This window comes from Marinomonas polaris DSM 16579 (genome assembly GCF_900129155.1).
GTDB classification, from domain to species: Bacteria; Pseudomonadota; Gammaproteobacteria; order Pseudomonadales; family Marinomonadaceae; genus Marinomonas; species Marinomonas polaris.
On record NZ_FQVF01000002.1, the window covers coordinates 455,380 to 475,512 of the forward strand.

The 20,133-nt window shown below is 43.1% G+C and carries 15 protein-coding genes and 1 tRNA gene; 9 read left to right on the top strand and 7 right to left on the bottom strand.

The features are described 5' to 3' along the window. Positions 1-116 precede the first annotated feature (116 nt). The 4 genes from lon to BUA59_RS02005 all read left to right on the top strand — a co-directional run bounded on the left by lon (position 117) and on the right by BUA59_RS02005 (position 4,893). A complete protein-coding gene (gene lon, locus BUA59_RS01990; RefSeq protein WP_072838031.1) occupies positions 117-2,510 on the top strand; it encodes an endopeptidase La in 2,394 nt (797 codons plus the stop codon). Between the two features lie 126 nt (positions 2,511-2,636). Beyond that, the gene (locus BUA59_RS01995; RefSeq protein WP_012069435.1) at positions 2,637-2,909 is read left to right on the top strand and encodes an HU family DNA-binding protein; all 273 of its coding nucleotides are present in this window, start codon (positions 2,637-2,639) and stop codon (positions 2,907-2,909) included. A gap of 7 nt (positions 2,910-2,916) precedes the next feature. Beyond that, positions 2,917-2,993: transfer RNA gene (locus BUA59_RS02000), tRNA-Asp, on the top strand. A gap of 76 nt (positions 2,994-3,069) precedes the next feature. Continuing rightward, positions 3,070-4,893 carry a SurA N-terminal domain-containing protein gene (locus BUA59_RS02005; RefSeq protein ID WP_072838032.1) on the top strand — a complete coding sequence of 608 codons (1,824 nt, stop codon included), beginning with the start codon at positions 3,070-3,072 and terminating at the stop codon, positions 4,891-4,893. Between the two features lie 79 nt (positions 4,894-4,972). Here BUA59_RS02005 and BUA59_RS02010 read toward each other — a convergent pair whose 3' ends face one another. The 7 genes from BUA59_RS02010 to BUA59_RS02040 are packed head-to-tail and all read right to left on the bottom strand — an operon-like array spanning position 4,973 to position 12,947. After that, positions 4,973-5,899: a Dyp-type peroxidase gene (locus BUA59_RS02010; protein ID WP_084122090.1), complete on the bottom strand. Its 927-nt coding sequence runs from the start codon at positions 5,897-5,899 to the stop codon at positions 4,973-4,975. 27 nt (positions 5,900-5,926) lie between these two features. Further along, the gene (locus tag BUA59_RS02015) at positions 5,927-7,762 is read right to left on the bottom strand and encodes a BatD family protein (RefSeq protein WP_072838034.1); all 1,836 of its coding nucleotides are present in this window, start codon (positions 7,760-7,762) and stop codon (positions 5,927-5,929) included. Continuing rightward, positions 7,756-9,519 (bottom strand): VWA domain-containing protein, encoded by a 1,764-nt coding sequence (locus BUA59_RS02020; RefSeq protein WP_072838035.1) that lies wholly within the window; start codon positions 9,517-9,519, stop codon positions 7,756-7,758. The genes BUA59_RS02015 and BUA59_RS02020 overlap by 7 nt, the downstream gene beginning before the upstream one ends. Beyond that, positions 9,516-10,544: a VWA domain-containing protein gene (locus BUA59_RS02025; protein ID WP_072838036.1), complete on the bottom strand. Its 1,029-nt coding sequence runs from the start codon at positions 10,542-10,544 to the stop codon at positions 9,516-9,518. The genes BUA59_RS02020 and BUA59_RS02025 overlap by 4 nt, the downstream gene beginning before the upstream one ends. Then, positions 10,537-11,034 carry a DUF4381 domain-containing protein gene (locus tag BUA59_RS02030; RefSeq protein WP_072838037.1) on the bottom strand — a complete coding sequence of 166 codons (498 nt, stop codon included), beginning with the start codon at positions 11,032-11,034 and terminating at the stop codon, positions 10,537-10,539. Before BUA59_RS02030 ends, BUA59_RS02025 begins: the two co-directional genes overlap by 8 nt. After that, complete coding sequence (locus BUA59_RS02035) at positions 11,034-11,945, bottom strand: DUF58 domain-containing protein (protein ID WP_072838038.1); 912 nt, start codon at positions 11,943-11,945, stop codon at positions 11,034-11,036. The genes BUA59_RS02030 and BUA59_RS02035 overlap by 1 nt, the downstream gene beginning before the upstream one ends. Before the next feature lie 33 nt (positions 11,946-11,978). Next, positions 11,979-12,947 (bottom strand): AAA family ATPase, encoded by a 969-nt coding sequence (locus tag BUA59_RS02040; protein ID WP_072838039.1) that lies wholly within the window; start codon positions 12,945-12,947, stop codon positions 11,979-11,981. Positions 12,948-13,221: 274 nt separating this feature from the next. Between BUA59_RS02040 and BUA59_RS02045 the strand changes: the two genes are divergently transcribed. The 5 genes from BUA59_RS02045 (at position 13,222) to BUA59_RS02065 (ending at position 18,392) form a co-directional block, all read left to right on the top strand. Continuing rightward, positions 13,222-13,449, top strand: coding sequence for a DUF2835 domain-containing protein (locus tag BUA59_RS02045; protein ID WP_072838040.1), 228 nt, complete (start codon positions 13,222-13,224; stop codon positions 13,447-13,449). Positions 13,450-13,571: 122 nt separating this feature from the next. Next, the gene (locus BUA59_RS02050; RefSeq protein ID WP_072838041.1) at positions 13,572-14,612 is read left to right on the top strand and encodes a quinone-dependent dihydroorotate dehydrogenase; all 1,041 of its coding nucleotides are present in this window, start codon (positions 13,572-13,574) and stop codon (positions 14,610-14,612) included. Positions 14,613-14,736: 124 nt separating this feature from the next. Then, on the top strand, positions 14,737-16,902 hold the full coding sequence (gene rlmKL / locus BUA59_RS02055) for a bifunctional 23S rRNA (guanine(2069)-N(7))-methyltransferase RlmK/23S rRNA (guanine(2445)-N(2))-methyltransferase RlmL (RefSeq protein ID WP_072838042.1): 2,166 nt from the start codon (positions 14,737-14,739) through the stop codon (positions 16,900-16,902). A gap of 122 nt (positions 16,903-17,024) precedes the next feature. Next, a complete protein-coding gene (purU, locus tag BUA59_RS02060) occupies positions 17,025-17,885 on the top strand; it encodes a formyltetrahydrofolate deformylase (protein ID WP_072838043.1) in 861 nt (286 codons plus the stop codon). A 246-nt stretch (positions 17,886-18,131) separates the two neighbouring features. Further along, positions 18,132-18,392, top strand: coding sequence for a formyltetrahydrofolate deformylase (locus BUA59_RS02065; protein WP_072838044.1), 261 nt, complete (start codon positions 18,132-18,134; stop codon positions 18,390-18,392). Positions 18,393-20,133: the final 1,741 nt, after the last annotated feature.

Below are 20,133 nucleotides of genomic sequence, written 5' to 3' on the forward strand. Positions count from 1 at the left end.
GCTAAATTCAAATGGTGATAGTGCTTGTAATTTCGGGCTTCGCCCCTATCTCTTTCCTAATCAATGTTGAAATATAAAAGTGCGCTTTTCTTTATGTGCCCGGATTGGAAAAAAATATGACAGATTCTTTGCTACTGCCAATGTTGCCACTTCGTGATGTGGTCGTGTATCCCCATATGGTGTTGCCGTTATTTGTTGGTCGCGCTAAATCCATAGCAGCGCTAGAGTCTGCTATGGAAAATGATAAACATGTATTTCTTGTTGCTCAGCAGGATGCCTCTAAAGATGATCCAGTTTTAGAGGATCTTTATTCTATTGGTACGACGGCGAAAGTAATGCAATTGCTGCGGCTACCTGATGGAACAGTTAAGGTTCTTGTTGAAGGTAGCAAGCGTGCTCGTCTCGAAAAAATAGAAGAGGCGGATGGTTTTGTCTTAGGCCGCATCGTTGAGCTTGATCTACAAGAAGAGGATCAAACAGAGCATGGTGTTATTCGTAATGCTTTGCTTAAGCAGCTAGACGAATACGTAGCGGGAAGTAAACGTATTCCTGCAGAGGTGGTCGCTTCTTTAAAGTCTATCGATGATCTTGCCAAGCTTATCGATAATATTACGGGCCATATGAGCCTCAAGCTTGAAGATAAGCAAAAAGTATTGGAAATAGACTCTTTAACGGGTCGTGGAGAATATTTGATTGGCCTGATGGATGGCGAGCTTGATATTGCTCATCTTGAAAAAAGTATTCGAAGCCGTGTTAAAAAGCAAATGGAAAAAAGTCAGCGTGAGTACTATTTGAATGAGCAAATGAAGGCCATTCAGAAAGAGCTTGGAGATATGGAAGATGGCAGTAATGAATTAGATCAGCTGCAAGAAAAAATTGCTGAAGTTGGAATGTCCGATGAGGCAAAAGAAAAAGCCGAAGGTGAGTTGAAAAAGCTGCGCATGATGTCACCTATGTCAGCAGAGGCTGCAGTGGTTCGAGGCTATATCGATTGGCTAACATCTTTACCTTGGAAAAAACGCAGTAAAGTTCGTAATGATTTAGCTTACGCTGAAAAAGTGTTGAACCAAGATCATTATGGTCTTCAGGATGTCAAAGAGCGCATTCTAGAATTTCTTGCTGTGCAGCAGCGAGTGAAAAAAGTAAAAGGTCCTGTACTTTGTTTGGTTGGGCCTCCAGGTGTAGGTAAAACCTCGCTGGGTCAATCGATTGCGAAAGCGGTTAATCGTCAGTACGTACGTATGGCGCTTGGTGGTGTTCGTGACGAAGCTGAGATACGAGGACATCGTCGTACTTATATCGGTTCTATGCCAGGTAAGTTGTTGCAAAAATTGGCGAAAGTGAAAGTTAAGAATCCGCTGTTTTTGTTGGATGAAATTGACAAGATGGGGATGGATCAACGTGGTGATCCAGCTTCTGCGCTTTTGGAAGTGCTTGATCCAGAACAAAATCATACTTTCAATGATCATTACCTTGAAGTTGATTTTGATCTATCTGATGTGATGTTTATTTGTACATCAAATAGTATGAATATTCCTGGCCCACTTCTGGATCGTATGGAAGTTATTCGGATTCCGGGTTACACCGAAGATGAGAAGTTGAATATCGCAAAACGCTATTTACTACCTAAGCAAATCAAGTTGTCAGGCCTTAAAGAAAGTGAAATTAAGGTGACAGATGATGCCTTGATGGATGTGATTCGTTACTACACAAAAGAGGCTGGTGTTCGTGGTTTAGAGCGCGAGCTAAGTAAAATTTGCCGTCGTGTTGTCAAAAAACAGGCGTTAAGTAGTAATAAAGAATCAAAAGCGGTTGAAGTAATAAGTGCTAATTTGGAAGATTTTTCCGGTGTGCATAAATTTAGTTATGGAAAAGCGGAAGAAAAAAATCAAATCGGTCAGGTGACAGGTTTGGCTTGGACGTCTGTAGGTGGTGAATTATTGACCATTGAGGCGGCTGGTGTACCGGGTAAAGGTCGTCATGTTAAGACTGGTTCACTTGGTGATGTTATGCAGGAATCCATTCAAGCGGCTTTGACAGTGGTTAGAAGTCGAGCAACTGGTCTTGGTATTGATGAAGATTTCCATGAAAAAACAGACCTTCATTTGCATGTTCCAGAAGGTGCCACGCCTAAGGATGGTCCAAGTGCTGGTGTTGCTATGTGTACAGCCATCGTATCTGTGTTAACTAAGATACCTGTTAAGGCCTCTGTGGCCATGACTGGTGAGATTACGCTACGTGGGGAAGTGTTACCCATAGGTGGGCTGAAAGAGAAGCTTCTGGCGGCTCACAGGGGAGGAATAAAAACTGTGATTATTCCTCAAGAAAATGCTCGTGATCTAAAGGAAATTCCTGATAATATCAAGGCAGACATTGAAGTCATCCCTGTCAAATGGATTGATGAAGTGCTTGATATTGCTTTGGAGTACATTCCTTCACCAAAAAAGGTAGAAACATTGCCTTCAAGTGAAAAAACTGTTGATGAACAAGAAACTGTAAGTCATCATTAAAGGCATAACCTGTGTTGACAGGGGATAGGCTGGGCTTGTATAACTGCTGGCTCGGCCTTGTCGGTAGTCATTTATACTGCGCCGAAAAAACACTAAGGAACCAAGAAAATACTGAAGGGGTACAACGTGAACAAATCTGAATTGATTGATGCTATTGCAGCGTCTGCTGATTTATCTAAAGCTTCTGCTAGCAATGCACTTGATGCTACTTTGAAAGCAATTGAAGCTGCTTTGGCAAAAGGTGACCAGGTTACACTAGTTGGTTTTGGTACTTTTGCAGTTAAAGAACGTGCGGCGCGTACAGGCCGTAATCCTCAAACTGGTGAGGAAATCCAAATTAAAGCAGCGAAGGTTCCTGGCTTTAAAGCCGGTAAAGGTCTTAAAGACGCTGTAAACTAATGTTTTTGGAGCAGTAGTTCAGTTGGTTAGAATACCTGCCTGTCACGCAGGGGGTCGCGGGTTCGAGTCCCGTCTGTTCCGCCATTAGACACAAAAGGTGTATTCCAAGCGGAATACACCTTTTTTATTTGTCATTTAATTAACTCATTTGGAGGCAGTAATGCTCCAGGATATCAGAGATAAGTCACAAGGCATTGTGGTAAAGATCATAGTTGGTTTTATCGTTGTGACTTTTGCTCTATTTGGCGTAGACGCCTTGGTTACTAGCTTTAATTCGTCAGATACCGTAGCAGAAGTGGATGGTGTAGATATTACCCGTACGCAAATGCTGCAAGGTGCTGAAACTCAACGCCGTCAATTAATTTCAATGATGGGTGGGCAAGTTAATCCTGCATTACTGGAAGATAACTTATTGCAGCGTCGTGCTTTAGATGAGTTGGTTCAGCGTGTTGTATTAGCTAATCAGGCAAAAGGCTTGGGTTTGGGGGTTTCAGATGCTCAAGTAAATACTTATTTGCTGCAAGCTGAACAGTTCCAAACGAATGGTCAATTTGATCAAAATAAATATCTTAACTTTATTCGTTCTCTTGGTTTCACTCCGTTGGCCTTTAAAGAGCGTATTAAACAAGATGTTTTGATCCAGCAGCCTCGTAATGCTATTGCTGGCTCAGAGTTTGTTTTGCCTTATCAAGTAGACAGTGTTTCTAAACTACAGTCTCAAGAAAGAACATACGATTATGTGTCTTTTTCTTTGGCTGATGAGTCAGAAAATACTAGTGTGTCAGACGATGAGCTAAAAGCGTATTACGAAGCAAATAAAGAAAACTTCAAAACGCCAGAGCAAGTTAAGGTAAATTATGTTGTGATTTCGAGCTCTGATTTTTACGGTAAAGTAAAAATTACAGATGCTGAGTTGCAAGATGCTTATCAGGCTTCTATTTCTGTTTTGGCGCAAGAAGAAAGATCAGCGTCACATATCCTTATTGAAACATCTGATCGTAGCGATGACGAAGCTAAAAAACGTCTTGAAGAAGTAGAGGCTAAACTTAAAGCAGGTGCTAAGTTTGCTGATTTGGCTGCTAAATATTCAGATGATATTGGTTCGAATAAAGATGGCGGTAATTTGGGTTATGTCGAAAAAGGCATTATGGGTTCTGCTTTTGACGATACGCTTTTCTCTATGAAAAAAGGCGAAGTTAAATCGGTTAAAGGTCAGTATGGATACCATCTAATCAAACTGGATGATATTTCAAAACCTGATGTACCAAGCTTTGCTTCCAAAAAAGAAGAGTTGCAGCAAAAGTTACGTGAAGACAAAGCAAGAGATGCTTTGCTGACGGCTCATGAAGATATTACTGATTTGGCTTATGCGAGTGATAAGTTAGACGCTATTGCAAAAGAATACGGTGTTGATGTACTTCAAAGTGCGTATTTTGGTCGTGATGGCGGCTCTGATGAGGTCACTAGTAATCCTGCAGTTATTGCTGCTGCGTTTGGCGCGCCTGTTTTAGAAGATGGTCAGAACAGCAACTTGGTTGAGCTGAGCGATGATCAGGTGGTTGTGCTGCATTTAAATGATCACAAGCCAGAAGCTTTCCAGTCTTATGAAGAAACCAAAGAGCAGGTTGCTTCTATCGTGGTGCAAAACAAAGCGGTAGAGTCACTGCGCGCTAAAGCTGAAAAAGCGAAGAGTGCAAGCAATACCAAGTGGACTTCTGTAAAAGATGCTAAGCGTGGTCAAGATGAAATGACATCATTGGCTTTCTCTTTGCCTCATCCAGATGGCAAGCCTGTTATTGAAGTAAAAGGTTTGTCTAATGGTGATTTGGCTTTGATTCGCTTAAATAAGGTTGATGCTGGTAATGCGACGGTTCCTGATGATCAGAAGCTAGCTTATGAGCGTTACTTGAATCAGACTCAAGCGACTCTTAGCACTCAAGGTCAACAAGACTACCTAAAAAATAAAGCAAAAATAGAAAGATAAACAACAGTTTTTGCAAAAAAAGCCACTCAAATTTGAGTGGCTTTTTTATTTGCTTGAAATTTCTAATGGGTGAATTTTTTTACTTGCTGTTAGAAAGAGACATTAACCATTGGTTTGAAGGTATAAAGAATGCTTGTCCTGTTGTGGCGCGAGTGTACTTCATTAGGTGGTCTGTGTTGCCGTTCTCGTCACCTTTCACCATGCTTTCCAGCATGAGATTAAAAATCACTGGCGTCTTGCTGTAGCTAGCAAACATAAGACCTTTTTCCGTTAAAGAGGCGAATGGCATGCTGTGGCGCAAGATTTCCATCGAGTTGCCATTTTCATCTTTTAGTGAGGTGCGCTTGGTATGAGCGTGAACGGATTTTTCTGCTGAAGGGTATTCTTGGTTTGTGTGCTTAGTTCGTCCAAATATATCTTCTTGAGTTTTTATATCTTCTTTTTCCCATTTTTCTAAGTCATGAATGAAACGCATTAAATTGAAGTATGAGCCATGTTCAAACCTTGGGTCTTCATCGCCGACTAGAGCCACTGCCTTGCGTTGTTCGCCAGCTGGGTTTTCAGTGCCATCCACAAAACCAGTCAAATCACGATTATCTAAATACTTAAAGCAACTGACTTCGTCGACTAACGTGACGCTATTTCCAAAGGCTTTAAAAAGAACGCTAGCTAACTGGTATGTTGAATCATGGCGAGATGAGCGTATATGAAGAACAAGATCAACATCTGTTGGTGTGAATTCAATATCTTTGCCGGTGATATGAGGGAAAGTGGCAAGAAGTTGTGGGCGCGTAGTGTCTAGTTTATCCCAAATTAGATCGCTAAGGCCTATAGCAGCGTGTAGCTCTGCTGCTGGGAATTGTGCTTGGAGTTCTTCAATAAGCGCAGGAGCGGCTGCTAAGGCGTTTTTAAGGGTGTTGATTTCTGATCTATTTACATTGAATGTAATAAAAAGGGCGTCACTTGAGGCTTCGGCAATAATGCCTGTTTGAAATGGTGTCATCATGTTGGTCCTTTTTTGCAATAGCATTCATTAAAAGTTTGGATAAAGTGTTTTTAGCTGACTAGCCTGCGAAGGTTTAGCTTGTCCGCTTGTGTACTCTTCAAGTGCATTGGCAAGAGGTTCTCCTTGCCATTCATGTGCTGGATTGTTTGAGTACAGCATTAATTCCGCTTCCATTAGAAGTTGGGTCACTTGAACGGAAGTTAGGCGTTTTATGTCATCTACACTGCGAATTTCATTGTCTCCCCAGCGATGGCGGGCCCACTCTAAAAGTTTTGGTCTTAAAGATTGGAGGCTGTTTTGCTGGCAGCATTCAATTAGCGCGTTGTAGGCACTTTGTTCGTCAGAAGTGCTGAGTGGCGCAAATTCTTGCAATGTAGGGACTTGGTAAATGTCATCTGGCTGTGTTTTTTTGCGCTTGAACCAAATAATAGCCCATATAGTTAGCATGGACACTGCCAAGAAAAGTAATCCAGCAATTAGGTAATGACGCAGTGAAAAGCCATCTTCAGTTTGTAGTACTTCTAGATCTAATCCATTTTCAGGTGTTGACTGGGTCGGTTGCGTGGTTTTTTCTATGGTTTTTTTAGCCAAAGATATTGGGGCAACCGAGCGAGTTTGTGCTGGTAATGGTTCACTGATTGTTTGTTTGTTTGCTGTGGCGTCATTTGCCTTGCTTGAAGTACTTGGTAATGGCGCTATTTCAATGCTTTTTGTTGAGGCGCTGGCCGTACTGATTGTTCTTGTTTCAGTGTCCCAATAGGTGATATTGATGTCTGGTAGTGTAAGGGGGCCTTGTTCTGTTGGCACCACTTCAACCGTTATGCTTTGGCTGCCAGTCACACCGTTGGCCGTTTTTTGGTTATCAAACTTTGGTGGTTTTGGATAGAGTTTGTATTTGCGAGTACTGTTAAAATCTAGTGTTGGAATCTGTTCTGGCAGCGCACCTTTAGCGCTGATGTTAATGGTCCAAATAAGTGTGTCGCCCACTCTTGGGGCATCATTCGACTTATCAAGAGAGGTCGATACAGTTACCTTGCTGCTAGGTAACCAAGCATCACCCGTGTAGCTGGCTGGGATAGGAGTCACTTGCAGGTTGAGTGGTTCGCTTTGAACCTTAATCATTCTTCTGCCAGTTGATGTGTTGATCATTGCTTGAATGCTTTGAGGTGGTATTGTTAATAGACCGCTACGCTGTGGAAACGCTAAATAGTCCCGCGTAATCACCTGATATTGTGTGCCATTAACCGTTTGATAATTCATCTGGTCGTCAGCAAGTCTTTCAATGACAAGATCAGGATGCGAAGGAACTGATCTGTTCGCATTCTGAAGTGCAACTGACGTATAAAGTTTGACGCTCAATATGACTTCTTGCTGAAGGTATGGCTCTATTTCAGAGACTTCCGTTTTTAGCATGACAGGCGGATTACCATTGCCGTCCAAGAGCTGCGGAGAGCTTTTTATGGTCAGTCTAATTGGTTGGGATTCATGATCGCCTATTTTAATCGGCGGAATTTCAACCGTGCCGACAGATTTTGGCATCAAGGTGACAACCCAAAAGTTTAAAGCAGTGCTGGTGCCTAAGTTGAAGCTAAATTGGCTATTTTGGCTTTTACCCAAAATATCAAAATCGCGTTCTAAGGGGGTTAGATCTGGCCCGTTCCCGGTGTCTGAAAAATCAGCACGTAAAGTCAGTTGGACGACTTCGTTCTCGGTTGAAACGTTTTTATTGAGAGTTGCAGTAACGCTGGCGGCATGAATAGAGCTTGATAATGTAATAAAAAGCAGGGTCGTCATTAGTGAGAAAAACAAGCGACTTGGCTTGTTTTGCGATATTAATGAAAGGAAGTATTGCTTTATTACCATGGGTTTTGCCCATCCTCTTGCGAAAATCGATTTTCATTGCGCTTTTCTTGGTGTAAATACCAGAGCTTGCGTTGCAGTAGTAATCCTGGGTCGTCTTGGATTTGTCTTAGCCACTGGCTCAGCGCTTGTGTTTTTTCTTTGTCTAACTGTGTGTTTTCAGGCTTTTTCTGTTTTTGTTCGTCTGAGTTTTCATCTTGCTTATTATCCTCAGGTGTTTTGTTTTTGTCTTGTTTTTCGTTCTTTTTATTATCTTTTTTTGAGTCAGACGGATCTTTTGAATCGTTTTTATCCTCAGGATCGCTTTTATTATCTGCATCAGACTGGTTGGGTTGTTTGTTTTGATTCTTCTCTTTGTCTTGTTGTTTAGATTTTTCCTGTTCTTTTTTCTGCTGGTCTTTCTTTTGTTGTTCTTGTTGCTGTTTTTTTAAGTAATCGAGATTGTCTTTGGCGGCTTTTAGTGAAGGGTCTTGTTCCAATGCTTTTTCATAGGCTCGAATAGCCTGTTCAGTATCGCCTGATAATGCCAACGCATTACCCAAATTATAATTTTCTGCCGAATTTCTATTTAGGTTTTCTAGCTGCTGAATTGTTTCAGGATAATTTTCTAAAGCGTACGATGAGGCTGCTTTCCACTCTGGTTGCTGAAAGTATTGATCTGCAGCTTGCCAATTGCCCTGATCCACAGCTTGTTGACCTTTTTGATCTGGCGTCAAAAACCAATCAAGAGGTGAAGCTTGTAGCTTCTCTGAAGGCAAATAAATGACACTAACCAGCAGCATATAAAGCATGCCTTTGCGAAACTGAAATGCCAGCCAAAATAGAAAGGGTAAAGCAAGCCATTGGCCTTGTTCTATCCAGTGTATGCTTTTATTTTGTGCTTTTTGGGTTTGCTGATTATCCAATGCGGTATTGGTGATCTGCGCGAGCTCTTGAGAGCTTAAGCGTCCTTGGTGAAATGTCCCGCCAAGAGATGTAGTGAGGTTTTTTAAGTCTATGATAGGTGTTACTGGCATGACATTCCTGCCATTCTTTCTCAAGATTTGACCGTCAGGTAGTTTGATCAATGATGTGTTCGTTGTGCCAACAGCCACTAAATCCAACTGTACGTTTTTGCCTTTAAATAACGTAGGGATTGCCGTCTTATCCTGTTCGCTAAGGTCGTCGGTTAACACAATAAGATGCAGTGGCGTGGCGTCGTCTTTGCTAAGAGATAATGCGGTTTCAATACCACTGGTCAGGTTGCTGCCATACGTCGGCATGATGATCGGATCTAATGCGAGCAAAAAATGGGTGATGGTTTCTCTGTCTTGGCTAAAAGGGCTGATAACAAAGCCTTCGCCAGCAAATGCGACCAGTGCAATATCGCCTTCTTTACTTTGAGCCAAGATATCTCGAATAGTTTGCTTTAACTGAGTTTGTCTATTGGGTTTAATATCGGTTGCGTACAATGACAATGATTGATCGACAACCAACACCGTTTTCTGGGTATTTTCAAACATTGTGGTTGGTGCTTTCGTCCAGCTGATGCCAGCTAAGCTAATCCAACATAACGATATTGCTGCTAAACCGAACCATTTATTCACATTGCTGGATGTATTTTGATAAACCAAATGCTGCATCAAACGCTGATCAACCACTTTATTTAGCGTGCTTTTATTCGAACTTTTTCCTGTGATGAAATACGCCAGTAGTAAGGTTATCGGTAACAAAATAAGCCAATAGGGGCGTTCAAAATGAATCAAGTCAAAAAGCATCATGCTTGACCTCCTTTGCGCGAGATTCTTTTATGAAAAAAGCTACTATTCAATGTAAGTTGCTTGCTGGCGAGTAGTGCCAAACCTAGAAAGATAATCGAGCCAAGACCTAGCCAATGGAACAAGCTGGTCAGTGGTCGTTGCCAAATATCTTCGGCAGGAGTTGGTTCTAACGCATCAAGTGTTTGATAAATGGCTTGTAGATCTTCGGTGCTTTTGGCGCGGAAGTATTCACCACCTGTTTGTGCGGCAATGTTTTTTAATAGCGTTTCGTCTAGATCGCTTGAAGGATTGATGGCTTTGGGCCCAAAGAAGCTTTGTACAATCATGCTGTCTGCGCCAATGCCTATGGTGTGGATTTTTACGTTTTGTGAGGCGGCAAAGGCGGCGGCTTGTTGTGGTTGGACTCGACCTGCGGTATTCGCGCCATCCGTCATTAAAATAAGCACTTTTTTATCGGAGGGTTTGTCTTCGAGTCTCTTTATGCCCAGTCCGATGGCATCGCCAATGGCCGTCTGTTCACCAGCAAAACCAATTTGAGCTTCTTGCACGAGCTGATTAATCGTCTTGGTATCAAAGCTTAGTGGTGCTTGTAGATAGGCTTTTGAGCCAAAAACGATAATACCAATACGATCACCGCGGCGTTCTTGAATAAAGTCAGACAAAACAGATTTGGCGGCTTCTAATCGGTTTGCCGGTTGGCCGTTGAGCGCCATGTCGGTAACTTGCATACTGCCAGATAAATCGAGAGCAATGAGCAAGTCTCGACCTGACGGAGTGACTTTTGTCGGTTCGCCTAACCAAACCGGTTGGGTCATCGCAAAAATCAGCAGAATCCAAGAAACCAATAGGCAGGCGTAACGCAAAGCTGGGCGTTTAGGTATCGCTTTGCCATCTTGGTGGTTGACTAACTGTTCCGTATTACCCCACCAAATACCGTCGCCTTTTGGTTTGGCTTTTGGCAGAAAATACATAATAAAGGGCAAAGGTAAAAGAAGAAGGAACCAAGGCCAAGACAATTCAAGCATGGTGTTTCCTTATCCAATAACAAGTGTTTTTTATCATAGTGTTGCGTTGTTCTGTTTCTAGCTCAATCTGGCTTCTATAAGGACCATCGATAAACTCGCAGCCAAGAGAAGAAAATTGTCGTTTTGCTGGCATGGATTTGTCTAACGTTTCAAACAAGGTCTTGCTGGGCAAAGCGGCGGTTTCTGTTTTGCCTTCACTAATAAGGCAGCGTCGAACCATTTCGTGGCAAAGTAAAATGCAGTCTTTATCGCTAAGCTCGCTCGATGTATTGGTGACGGCATACAAAGCTTCCCGTCGGTAAGTGCGCTTTTTGTGGCGTCGATACCATAAGACGAACAAGCCTATAATGAATAAAATAATGGCAGCTACAATAAGCCAAGTCCACCAAACTGGCGGCCACATTGGGACAGATTGGGGCAGCAGGTAAGCTTTGTGCGGTAAGTCTATTGCTTGTGTTGCTGGTTGTAGAGGTGCTTGTGCAGCAGGCATTAGTGTAACGCTCCTTGTGAAAGTAAATAACGAGCGATTTTTTCAGGTGATTCGGTGATATCAAATATTTGGTGGCGAATGCCAAAAGAAGCCAGCTTTTTACGCATCAACGTATTTTGTGAGAGGAAATCAGCTTTCGCTTGTTGCATACTGTTTTTGCTGATGGTCACGGGTTTAATGCCATTATTGTCGGCCATCTGATATTGGCCAGCAGGTAGATTAAAAACATTGCTATCGATGATTTGTATCCAGTGAACAGAATTGTGCTCGGCCAGCTTCATTAATGCGCTTTCTTCGTCATCATTCCAGCTTTGTTTGTCTGTCAGTATTATCACATCTTTATTGTGAGCTTTGTTGGTAAGCAAGGTGTTCGACCAAATACTGGTCGCATTACTGCCATTGGCTCGGTTTTCTATCTTAGACGCGTCTTTTAAATAGTTTAAAAGAGTAGGCAGAGTGCCAGATTTATTGCTTGCATGTTCTTGGTTGCCGTAGGTGATTCGATAAGACAGAGTGTCGCCTTGCTGTTTGGAGCGCCACGCAATAATGCCTGCAAGCTGAATAAAGCGTGTGGCAATAAAGGTATGACGAGTTCCAAAATAAGCGCTGCTAGACAGATCCAGTAATAACAGCCGTTGATGATCGTTTTCTTGCGCATAAAGTCGAGTATGAGCTTGGCCTGTTCGAGCCGTCACTCGCCAATCTATATGGCGCAAATCATCGCTGGCTTGATAAGCCCGAAGTTCGAGCATTTCCATGCCATGACCTTTTTGTCGTGAACGACGCTCTCCTGAATTGGTCGCAAAACGAATGGCTTTGGGTGCTCGTCCTAAATGCTTAGCATAACTCGCTAATAGAGCGAAATGGACATCATCTAGCTCAGGAGATTCGGGTGATAATAATGGACTCATCGTACTAATTGCCTTTTGCTGCGATTCCCTGAGTTACAGTGCAGGAACGTGACTAATCAATCTCTTCAATAGATCGTCAACGGATAATCCAGCGGCTTGTGCTTCAAAAGTTGTGATGATGCGATGGCGTAACACTGGCAAAGCAATCTGGCGAACATCGTCTGGTGTGACAAAATCTCTACCGTTTATCAAAGCATTGGCGCGAGCGCAACGATCAAGAGCCAAGGTGCCACGAGGGCTGGCGCCAAATTCAATCAGATTCGTTCCCTTGCCTGCTTCACCTAAATAAAGTTCTGGTTGGCGGGTTGCCATGACGAGCTGCACTATGTATTGCTCGACACTTTCAGACATATACAAAGATAAGGCTTTATGCTGAAGTTCAAGAATTTCATGGGGTTTGCAAATTGGCTGTGGCTTGCTTGCAGAGGTTTTGTGCAAATCTTGCTGACGCACTAATCTCAGTACATCCAATTCGCTAGCAGCGCTTGGGTAGCCGAGGTTTATCTTCATCATAAAACGATCAAGCTGCGCTTCAGGCAAAGGATAAGTGCCTTCTTGCTCGATTGGGTTTTGCGTGGCAATAACGAAAAACAGTGCAGACAGTGGATAGCTATGATTGCCAACGGTGACTTGTCTCTCGCCCATGGCTTCAAGCAGTGCAGATTGTACTTTGGCTGGCGCGCGGTTGATCTCGTCGGCTAGCACTATGTCGTTCATAATAGGGCCGGGGATAAAGCTGAACTTGCCCGTTTCTTGCTGATAAATATCGGAACCTGTCACATCGCCCGGTAACAAGTCTGGCGTAAATTGAATGCGTTGGAAGCGGCTATCGATGGCGCTAGCAAGAGCTTTTGCAGCAGTAGTTTTTGCTATGCCCGGTGGCCCTTCTAGAAGCACATGGCCATTAGCGATTAAAGCGACAAGTAATTCATGGGTTAAATCTGGTTGGCCAACAACGGCGTGATTTAGGTGATCTTTTAATTGCTCAATTACAGTTACCATCGAACCTAGGTTCCTTATACTTTTGTCAATAAAAGTGTCAACGCAAGATGAAACCCTTGCAAAACGACTGTGCTCACCAATACTTTGTTAAAAACAGACTCAAAGTGCGCATTTATAACCTATAAACAACGCTTTTTCGTCTGTTTTTGTCTCGTCTTGGCTTCGCTCGTGACTTCGTGCAAAGGTCTCCATATAATAGCCTTCATCTTATCGGATTCAAATCTTTACGCACAGGGTGATCTCTGTAAGGGTAACGTAAGTACAGGACGAAAAAATGGCGAAAATTGTATTAAATGTGGCTTTGCCTGCGTTTAAATATGAAGCTATGTACGCAGGTGCGGCGAAAAACCTAGTCGCGAGCAGTCTAGATGGGCGTAAAGTTCAGTTGCCTTTGTCGGCTTTTCAGCGTTTTGTGACTCATCAAGGGATTTACGGTTTTTTTGAAGTAGAATTTGATGACATGAATAAGCTAGTTGCCGTTACTAAAGTTAAAGCGTTTTAAATTAGATAGCCTAAAGTTACATAGCGTTAAACCCGATAGCACGAATTAGAAGATTAAATAAATTAGACAGCACCGACCAGATAAGGCATTTATCTGATTTTAACCGCCTAGGAGTCCTAACAATGTACCAACTTGCTCGCTCGTTACTTTTTAAATTGGACCCAGAAGTGTCTCATGAATTGTCATTGGATCTTCTTGCAGCAAGCAGTCGATTGGGTTTGAACAAATTTCTAGGTGGATTGCCATCGACTAAACCGGTTGATGTGATGGGGTTACGTTTTCCCAACGCGGTAGGTTTAGCTGCAGGTTTAGATAAAAACGCCGATGCGTTTGAAGCCTTGGGCGCATTAGGTTTTGGTTTTGTTGAAGTAGGAACTGTGACACCGAAAGGGCAGGCAGGGAATCCTAAGCCACGTTTGTTCCGTTTGCCAGAGCATGAAGCCATTATCAACCGTATGGGCTTTAATAACAAAGGTGTGGATCATTTGGTTTCACGGATTAAATCTCACCGCTATCCTGGTGTGTTGGGTGTCAATATTGGCAAAAACCTAACCACATCGGTAGAAGATGCGGCAGCAGATTATTTGGCGTGTTTAGAAAGCGTTATTCCTTACGCAGATTACATTACAGCAAACATCAGCTCGCCAAACACACCGGGACTTCGTAGTCTGCAGTTTGGCGAAAGCTTGGCTCAGTTAATTGCGCCATTGGTTGCGGCACGTGACCGTTATGAAGCAGAACACGGTAAGCGTGTGCCTTTAGCGGTAAAAATCGCCCCTGATATGACTGATGACGAAATTAAAATGGTTGCTGATACTCTAGCTGAGCAGGGTGTTGATGGTATTATTGCCACCAATACTACCTTGTCTCGCGATGCGGTTTTGGGCCATAAGTTTGAAAAAGAAGCGGGCGGATTGAGCGGCATGCCTGTTCGTGATGCGTCTACTCATGTAGTTAAAGTATTGGCTGAACATTTGAAAGACACCTTGCCTATTATTGGTGTTGGCGGTATTTCAAGTGGCGCCGATGCGGTAGAAAAACTGCAAGCTGGTGCGCGTTTAGTTCAGATATATTCGGGCTTTATTTATCACGGCCCAGAGTTAATTAAGGAAGCTATAGCAAGCACTGATGCTTATTACCGAGAGCTTGATCTCGGTATCTAAAGATCGAATTGAAAACAAGGTGCAGCGTATTTTTGTACCTTGTTTAAAAAAGAGGGCGGGACACAATCCCGCCCTCTTTATGCGTTTCGAAACATTCATTGAAATTTAAAAAAGTATTTTATAAATGAGCACGATATTACAGACAACTGATTCAGCAAGTCAGGTTTACGCATTAGAAATAACCTGTCCTCTTGGGTTAGAGAATGTCTTAGAAAAAGAGCTGCATGGCGAAGGCCTGACGCAAACTCGGTTGGGTGAAGCGCAGGTTAAGCTGACAACAGACTTAGAAGGTATGTACAAAGCTTGCCTTTGGTCTCGCGTTGCAACTCGCGTTATGTTGCCGATTGCCAATTTCAAAATGGAATCTGCCGACGACTTATACGATGGCGTAAAAGCGATTCAGTGGTCCGACCACATGAGTGCAAGCAACACCATCGCAATTGATTGCCACGGTACCAACCACCATATTCGTAACACTCAGTTTGGTGCGGTTCGTGCGAAAGATGCGATTGCCGATTATTTTGTGGCCTTATCTGGCGAACGTCCTAACGTTGAAAAAGAACAGCCAGAAGTCCGCATTGCTTTGCGTATCAAACGTGAAGTGGTGACAGTGAGTATCGATTTATCCGGCGAAAGTATGCATCGCCGTGGTTACCGTCAACAAGGCGGCATGGCGCCTCTGAAAGAAAACTTAGCAGCCGGTCTTTTGCTACGCGCAGGTTGGGGAAGGGATTGCGGTTTGACGCAATTAATCGATCCTATGTGTGGTTCTGGTACTTTCCTGGTTGAAGCCGCGATGATGTCTTTGGATATCGCGCCGGGTTTACGTCGTCCATATTGGGGATTCAAAGGCTGGAAACAGCACGATCACCGTATGTGGCAGCAGTTAATGGATTTCGCTAAGAACCGTAAAAAAGACCCTGCAACCTTGGGTATTCGTTTTCAAGGTACGGATAGAGAGCAAAAAGCCATTGCTGCCGCGCGAGAAAACATCAAGCGCGCTGGGCTAACAGACGTTATTGATGTGACCATGTCGTCGTTCCAAGAACACGAATTCGATATCAACCCTGATGCTCCGGGGCTATTAATTACCAACCCACCTTATGGTGAGCGTATCGGTGATGAAATGGCCTTGATTGCTTTGTATCGTCAGTTAGGCGAATGGGTTGTGACTCACGTACGTGGCTGGCAGTTTATGATGCTAACCAGTAACGATCATCTGGCGCGTCAAATTCCAGCTAGACCAGAGAAAAGCACACGAGTGATAAACGGTGGCATCGAGTGTCGCGCTTATCAGTTCCCATTGTTGGCTGGCAGCATAAAAGAAGACGTCGTCGCGCAATCAGTCATGACGCCGGGCGCACAAATGTTTGCTAACCGTCTGCAAAAGAATGCTAAGAAATTGAAAAAATGGGTCGAGAAAAACAAGATCCAGTGTTACCGCGTTTATGATGCTGATATGCCAGAATACTCTGTTGCTATTGATGTCTATGACAATTGGGCGCACGTTCAAGAATATCAGGCACCAAAAAGCGTTGATCCAGAAAAAGCCAAACAGCGTTTGTTTGAAGTAATGTCTGCCATTCCGACCGCGTTGAATATTTCAGAATCCAATGTGATCTTGAAACAGCGCCAAAGACAGACTGGCAAAGAGCAATATGAAAAATTCGATCAGACGAAACACGAAATGATTGTAGAAGAATACGGCTGTGAATTCATCGTTAATCTAAAAGATTACTTGGATACCGGCTTGTTCCTTGATCACCGTCCAGTACGTAAACTAATTCAAGACAAAGCCAATGGCGTACGCTTCTTAAACTTGTTCTGCTACACAGCGACCGCGTCGGTTCATGCTGGACAAGGTGGTGCGCGCAGTTCGTTGAGTGTCGATATGTCGAACACTTACACCGAATGGGCGCGTCGTAATATCGAATTGAATGAATTTTCAGATCGTCACCATCAGGTAGAGCGTGCCGACTGTATCGAATGGCTAAAGCAAAGCCGTGATAAGTTTGATTTGATCTTCATGGACCCGCCGACGTTTTCGAACTCGAAAAAAATGGCAGATATCCTAGATATTCAGCGCGATCATGGTGAACTTGTACGTTTGGCGATGGCGAGACTGGCGAGAGGCGGGGAGCTTATTTTCTCTAATAACTATCGTCGTTTTGTGTTGGACGAAGCGTTAGAGCAAGAATACGATGTGAAAAACATAACTCGCGAAACGCTCGACCCAGATTTTGATCGTAACGACAAAATTCACCAGTGCTACATTATTAAGAACAAGTAATTAAGCATAAGTAGTTAAGAATAAGTAAGTGAATTCAGTATAATTCGCCGACGTTTTTAAGGCTAAACACGTTGTTTAGCCTTTGCGATTTTTAAAAGTTTTTAAGGTTTGTAAGTTTTATTATGAGAAAGAAAACATTTCGACTTGTGATTAGTTGTCCCGATAGAGTGGGGATTGTAGCGGCGGTGAGTCAGTTTTTAAACGAGCGTCAAGGCTCGATTATCGAAGCGAGTCATCACACAGATTTAGAGCAAAAATGGTTCTTCATGCGTCACGATATTGATGCAGAGAGCTTGGCTATTGATGTAGAAACATTCCGCAAAGAATTCGCGCCAATAGCAGAAGAATTCAACATGCGTTGGTATGTGAAAGACAGTGAAGATCGTCCTAAAGTTGTCTTGTTGGCAACCAAAGAATCTCATTGCCTAAACGACATCATGCATCGCTGGCACACAGGCGAACTGAACTGTGAAATCGTTGGTGTTATCGCGAACCATGAAGACCTACGTTCTATGGTCGAATGGTACAAGATTCCTTACTTCTGCATTCCAGTGCCAAAAGAAAACAAAATGCCAGCGTTCCAAGAGATTGAAGCCTGTATCGATTCAACACAAGCCGATACCATTGTATTAGCGCGCTACATGCAGATCTTCCCTGAATACTTGTGTGAGAAATACCGTCACAAGGTAATCAACATTCACCACAGCTTCTTGCCGTCTTTTATTGGTGCTAAGCCTTACCATCAGGCCGCTGTTCGTGGTGTGAAACTGATTGGTGCGACCTGTCACTATGTTACTGCCGATTTAGACGCAGGCCCGATTATCGAGCAAGACGTGATTCGTGTTCGCCACAGCCATGCCGCAGAAGACATGGTTCGCTTAGGCAAAGACATCGAAAAACTCGTACTTTCACGTGGACTACGTTACCACTTGGAAGATCGTGTTCTAGTGCACGGTAATAAAACCGTTGTGTTTGCTGAATAAAGCAACCATTGCAAGGTTTGTGAAAGGGAAGGCTTCGTGCCTTCCCTTTTTTTTAGCTTTCTGAAACCGTTGATCAACGACTAGGCTCGTGGCAGGATGAAAAAGGTTTCTTTTTTTATCTTTTTGTAATCTTCATGGTAGAAAATTACCCTTCTTGAAAAAAGTGTCTATAGTCTATAGTTAACATGAACGATAAATGATCAATTGATTTAAATTTAAGAGACGGCAGGCAATGTGAGGTGAACAATGAAACTCAAGTTAACGCCAACTCAAAACTTATGTGTTGGGTATCTAGAATCTGGTTTTAAATTAATCCAATTGGGTGAACAATTTTATTTTATCAAAGGCGAGCGACGCCAGAAGGTATTGCCAAAAACCTTAGATGCACTAGTGAACCGCGGCGCACTGGCTCACACAGAGCAGGGCGACTATACGCTAAGCGATGAATTCGTAGAACATCGCAAACGCATGCGCGAAATGAACGAGCCCAAACAGACTCGCCATTGACAACCTATTTATATCTACCTTGGCCCCATTTTTTCTTCTCAGGTGAATGGGGCCTTTTTTATACGCCAACCTTTCTTCTCTGGCCTCCATTCAAACGCTTTGTATTCCCGACCTTTTTTCCGCTCTGCTGAGCGGGTTACTTTTTGCAAGCGCCCAAAAAGTAACCAAAAATTCGCTTTAAGATTTTTAATGCCTGATTTTTTTCATAGGCCCATGATTGCTACCTACGCTCGTTACATCGTAAAGCATAGATTGGCCTTGCTGTTCTAGAGAGTCTTTCTGTTCATGACTCTGAAGCTCCATAAAGTCGCGCAACTTTGTCGCGTCGAACTGATAGCATTGCAAATGCTGGTTTTCGTAGGGCGGATGAGGGCGGTACGACTGTGATCCGCCGTTGAAAGCGAAGCTTTCATTTTCTATGGTAGGCCGCGCCTTTAAGCCGACGCGGAATTTATGCTCCATTCAAACGCTTTGTATTCCCGACCTTTTTTCCGCTCTGCTGAGCGGGTAACTTTTTGCAAGCGCCCAAAAAGTAACCAAAAATTCGCTTTATCGGGCTATCGCCCAAACGTCTCATTCACTTTGTTTAAGGTAGTGTTTAGCAACACGATTTTTACCGTAAAGCATAGATTGGCCTTGCTGTTCGAGAGAGTCTTTCTGTTAATGACTCTGAAACTCCATAAAGTCGCGCAACTTTGTCGCGTCGAACTGATAGCATTGCAAATGCTGGTTTTCGTAGGGCGGATGAGGGAGGAACGACCGTGATCCGCCGTTGAAAGCGAAGCTTTCATTGTAGGTCGCGGCTTTAGCCCGACGCGGAATGCATGCGTCGGGCTAAAGCTTTGTATCCCCAACCTTTATTCCGCTCTGCTGAGCAGGTAACTTTTTGCAAGCGCCCAAAAAGTAACCAAAAATTCGCTTTATCGGGCTATCGCCCAAACGTCTCATTCACTTTGTTTAAGGCAGCGTTTAGCAATACGATTTTTACCGTAAGGCATAGATTGGCCTTGCTGCTCGAGAGACTCTTTATGTTAATGACTCTGCAACTCCATAAAGTCGCGCAACTTCGTCGCTTCGAACTAACTTCTTCGTAGCTATTTGTCAGCCAGCTAAGATGGAGGGTCTTATTCCCCTTATATCTTCCAAGGTGAGGGCGAGGGTAGGGTTATTTCTTTAAGATCTCTCTGCCACGATCTTAGCGCTAAAAATCACACAATATTTTTATGGTTTTCGTTTTTAGCTTCTTGTATTGTGTAAAGAAGTGGTCAGGGAAGACAAGCAAATACTCATATCAAATTAACACTTATTTCTCCCTTCACCAGACCAACGTTATATTTAAAACACTCGTTTTTACTTAGTTAAAAACACGAATGACAAGATAACCAAAAGCATGATTTGGAAATTCTGGGACTAACATCGTTTCGTTGAAAACGCCAAAATGATTAGAACCACATCAGCGGAGTTCATCAGGGATAAAAGCTAAAAAGGCTTTACTAAAAATCCGAATAGATGGCTGCAAAACTGTTCTTGTTAGATCTTGATTTTGCTTGCAAAAATCGGGGTGTCCATAGATGTTAGTTACCTAGGAAAGTTAGGCGTATGATTCAAAACGAGGTGGGCTTTTCTGGCTGGTTAGATAACCAGCTCAACGTCGTAATACCAAAGGAATTAATTGCGTTTAACATAAACATTTATGAGTCACCATTTGCCATTTGCCATTTGCCATTTGCCATTTGCCATT

What these genes read in the sequence shown, in the direction of transcription:
- BUA59_RS02005 (WP_072838032.1), top strand. Translation starts at nt 3,070, where the DNA reads ATGCTCCAGGATATCAGAGATAAGTCACAAGGCATTGTGGTAAAGATC.
- BUA59_RS02040 (WP_072838039.1), bottom strand. Translation starts at nt 12,947, where the DNA reads ATGGTAACTGTAATTGAGCAATTAAAAGATCACCTAAATCACGCCGTT.
- rlmKL (WP_072838042.1), top strand. Translation starts at nt 14,737, where the DNA reads ATGAGCACGATATTACAGACAACTGATTCAGCAAGTCAGGTTTACGCA.
- lon (WP_072838031.1), top strand. Translation starts at nt 117, where the DNA reads ATGACAGATTCTTTGCTACTGCCAATGTTGCCACTTCGTGATGTGGTC.
- BUA59_RS02020 (WP_072838035.1), bottom strand. Translation starts at nt 9,519, where the DNA reads ATGATGCTTTTTGACTTGATTCATTTTGAACGCCCCTATTGGCTTATT.
- BUA59_RS02015 (WP_072838034.1), bottom strand. Translation starts at nt 7,762, where the DNA reads ATGGTAATAAAGCAATACTTCCTTTCATTAATATCGCAAAACAAGCCA.
- BUA59_RS02035 (WP_072838038.1), bottom strand. Translation starts at nt 11,945, where the DNA reads ATGAGTCCATTATTATCACCCGAATCTCCTGAGCTAGATGATGTCCAT.
- BUA59_RS02045 (WP_072838040.1), top strand. Translation starts at nt 13,222, where the DNA reads ATGGCGAAAATTGTATTAAATGTGGCTTTGCCTGCGTTTAAATATGAA.
- BUA59_RS02025 (WP_072838036.1), bottom strand. Translation starts at nt 10,544, where the DNA reads ATGCTTGAATTGTCTTGGCCTTGGTTCCTTCTTCTTTTACCTTTGCCC.
- BUA59_RS02030 (WP_072838037.1), bottom strand. Translation starts at nt 11,034, where the DNA reads ATGCCTGCTGCACAAGCACCTCTACAACCAGCAACACAAGCAATAGAC.
- BUA59_RS02065 (WP_072838044.1), top strand. Translation starts at nt 18,132, where the DNA reads ATGAAACTCAAGTTAACGCCAACTCAAAACTTATGTGTTGGGTATCTA.
- BUA59_RS02010 (WP_084122090.1), bottom strand. Translation starts at nt 5,899, where the DNA reads ATGATGACACCATTTCAAACAGGCATTATTGCCGAAGCCTCAAGTGAC.
- purU (WP_072838043.1), top strand. Translation starts at nt 17,025, where the DNA reads ATGAGAAAGAAAACATTTCGACTTGTGATTAGTTGTCCCGATAGAGTG.
- BUA59_RS02050 (WP_072838041.1), top strand. Translation starts at nt 13,572, where the DNA reads ATGTACCAACTTGCTCGCTCGTTACTTTTTAAATTGGACCCAGAAGTG.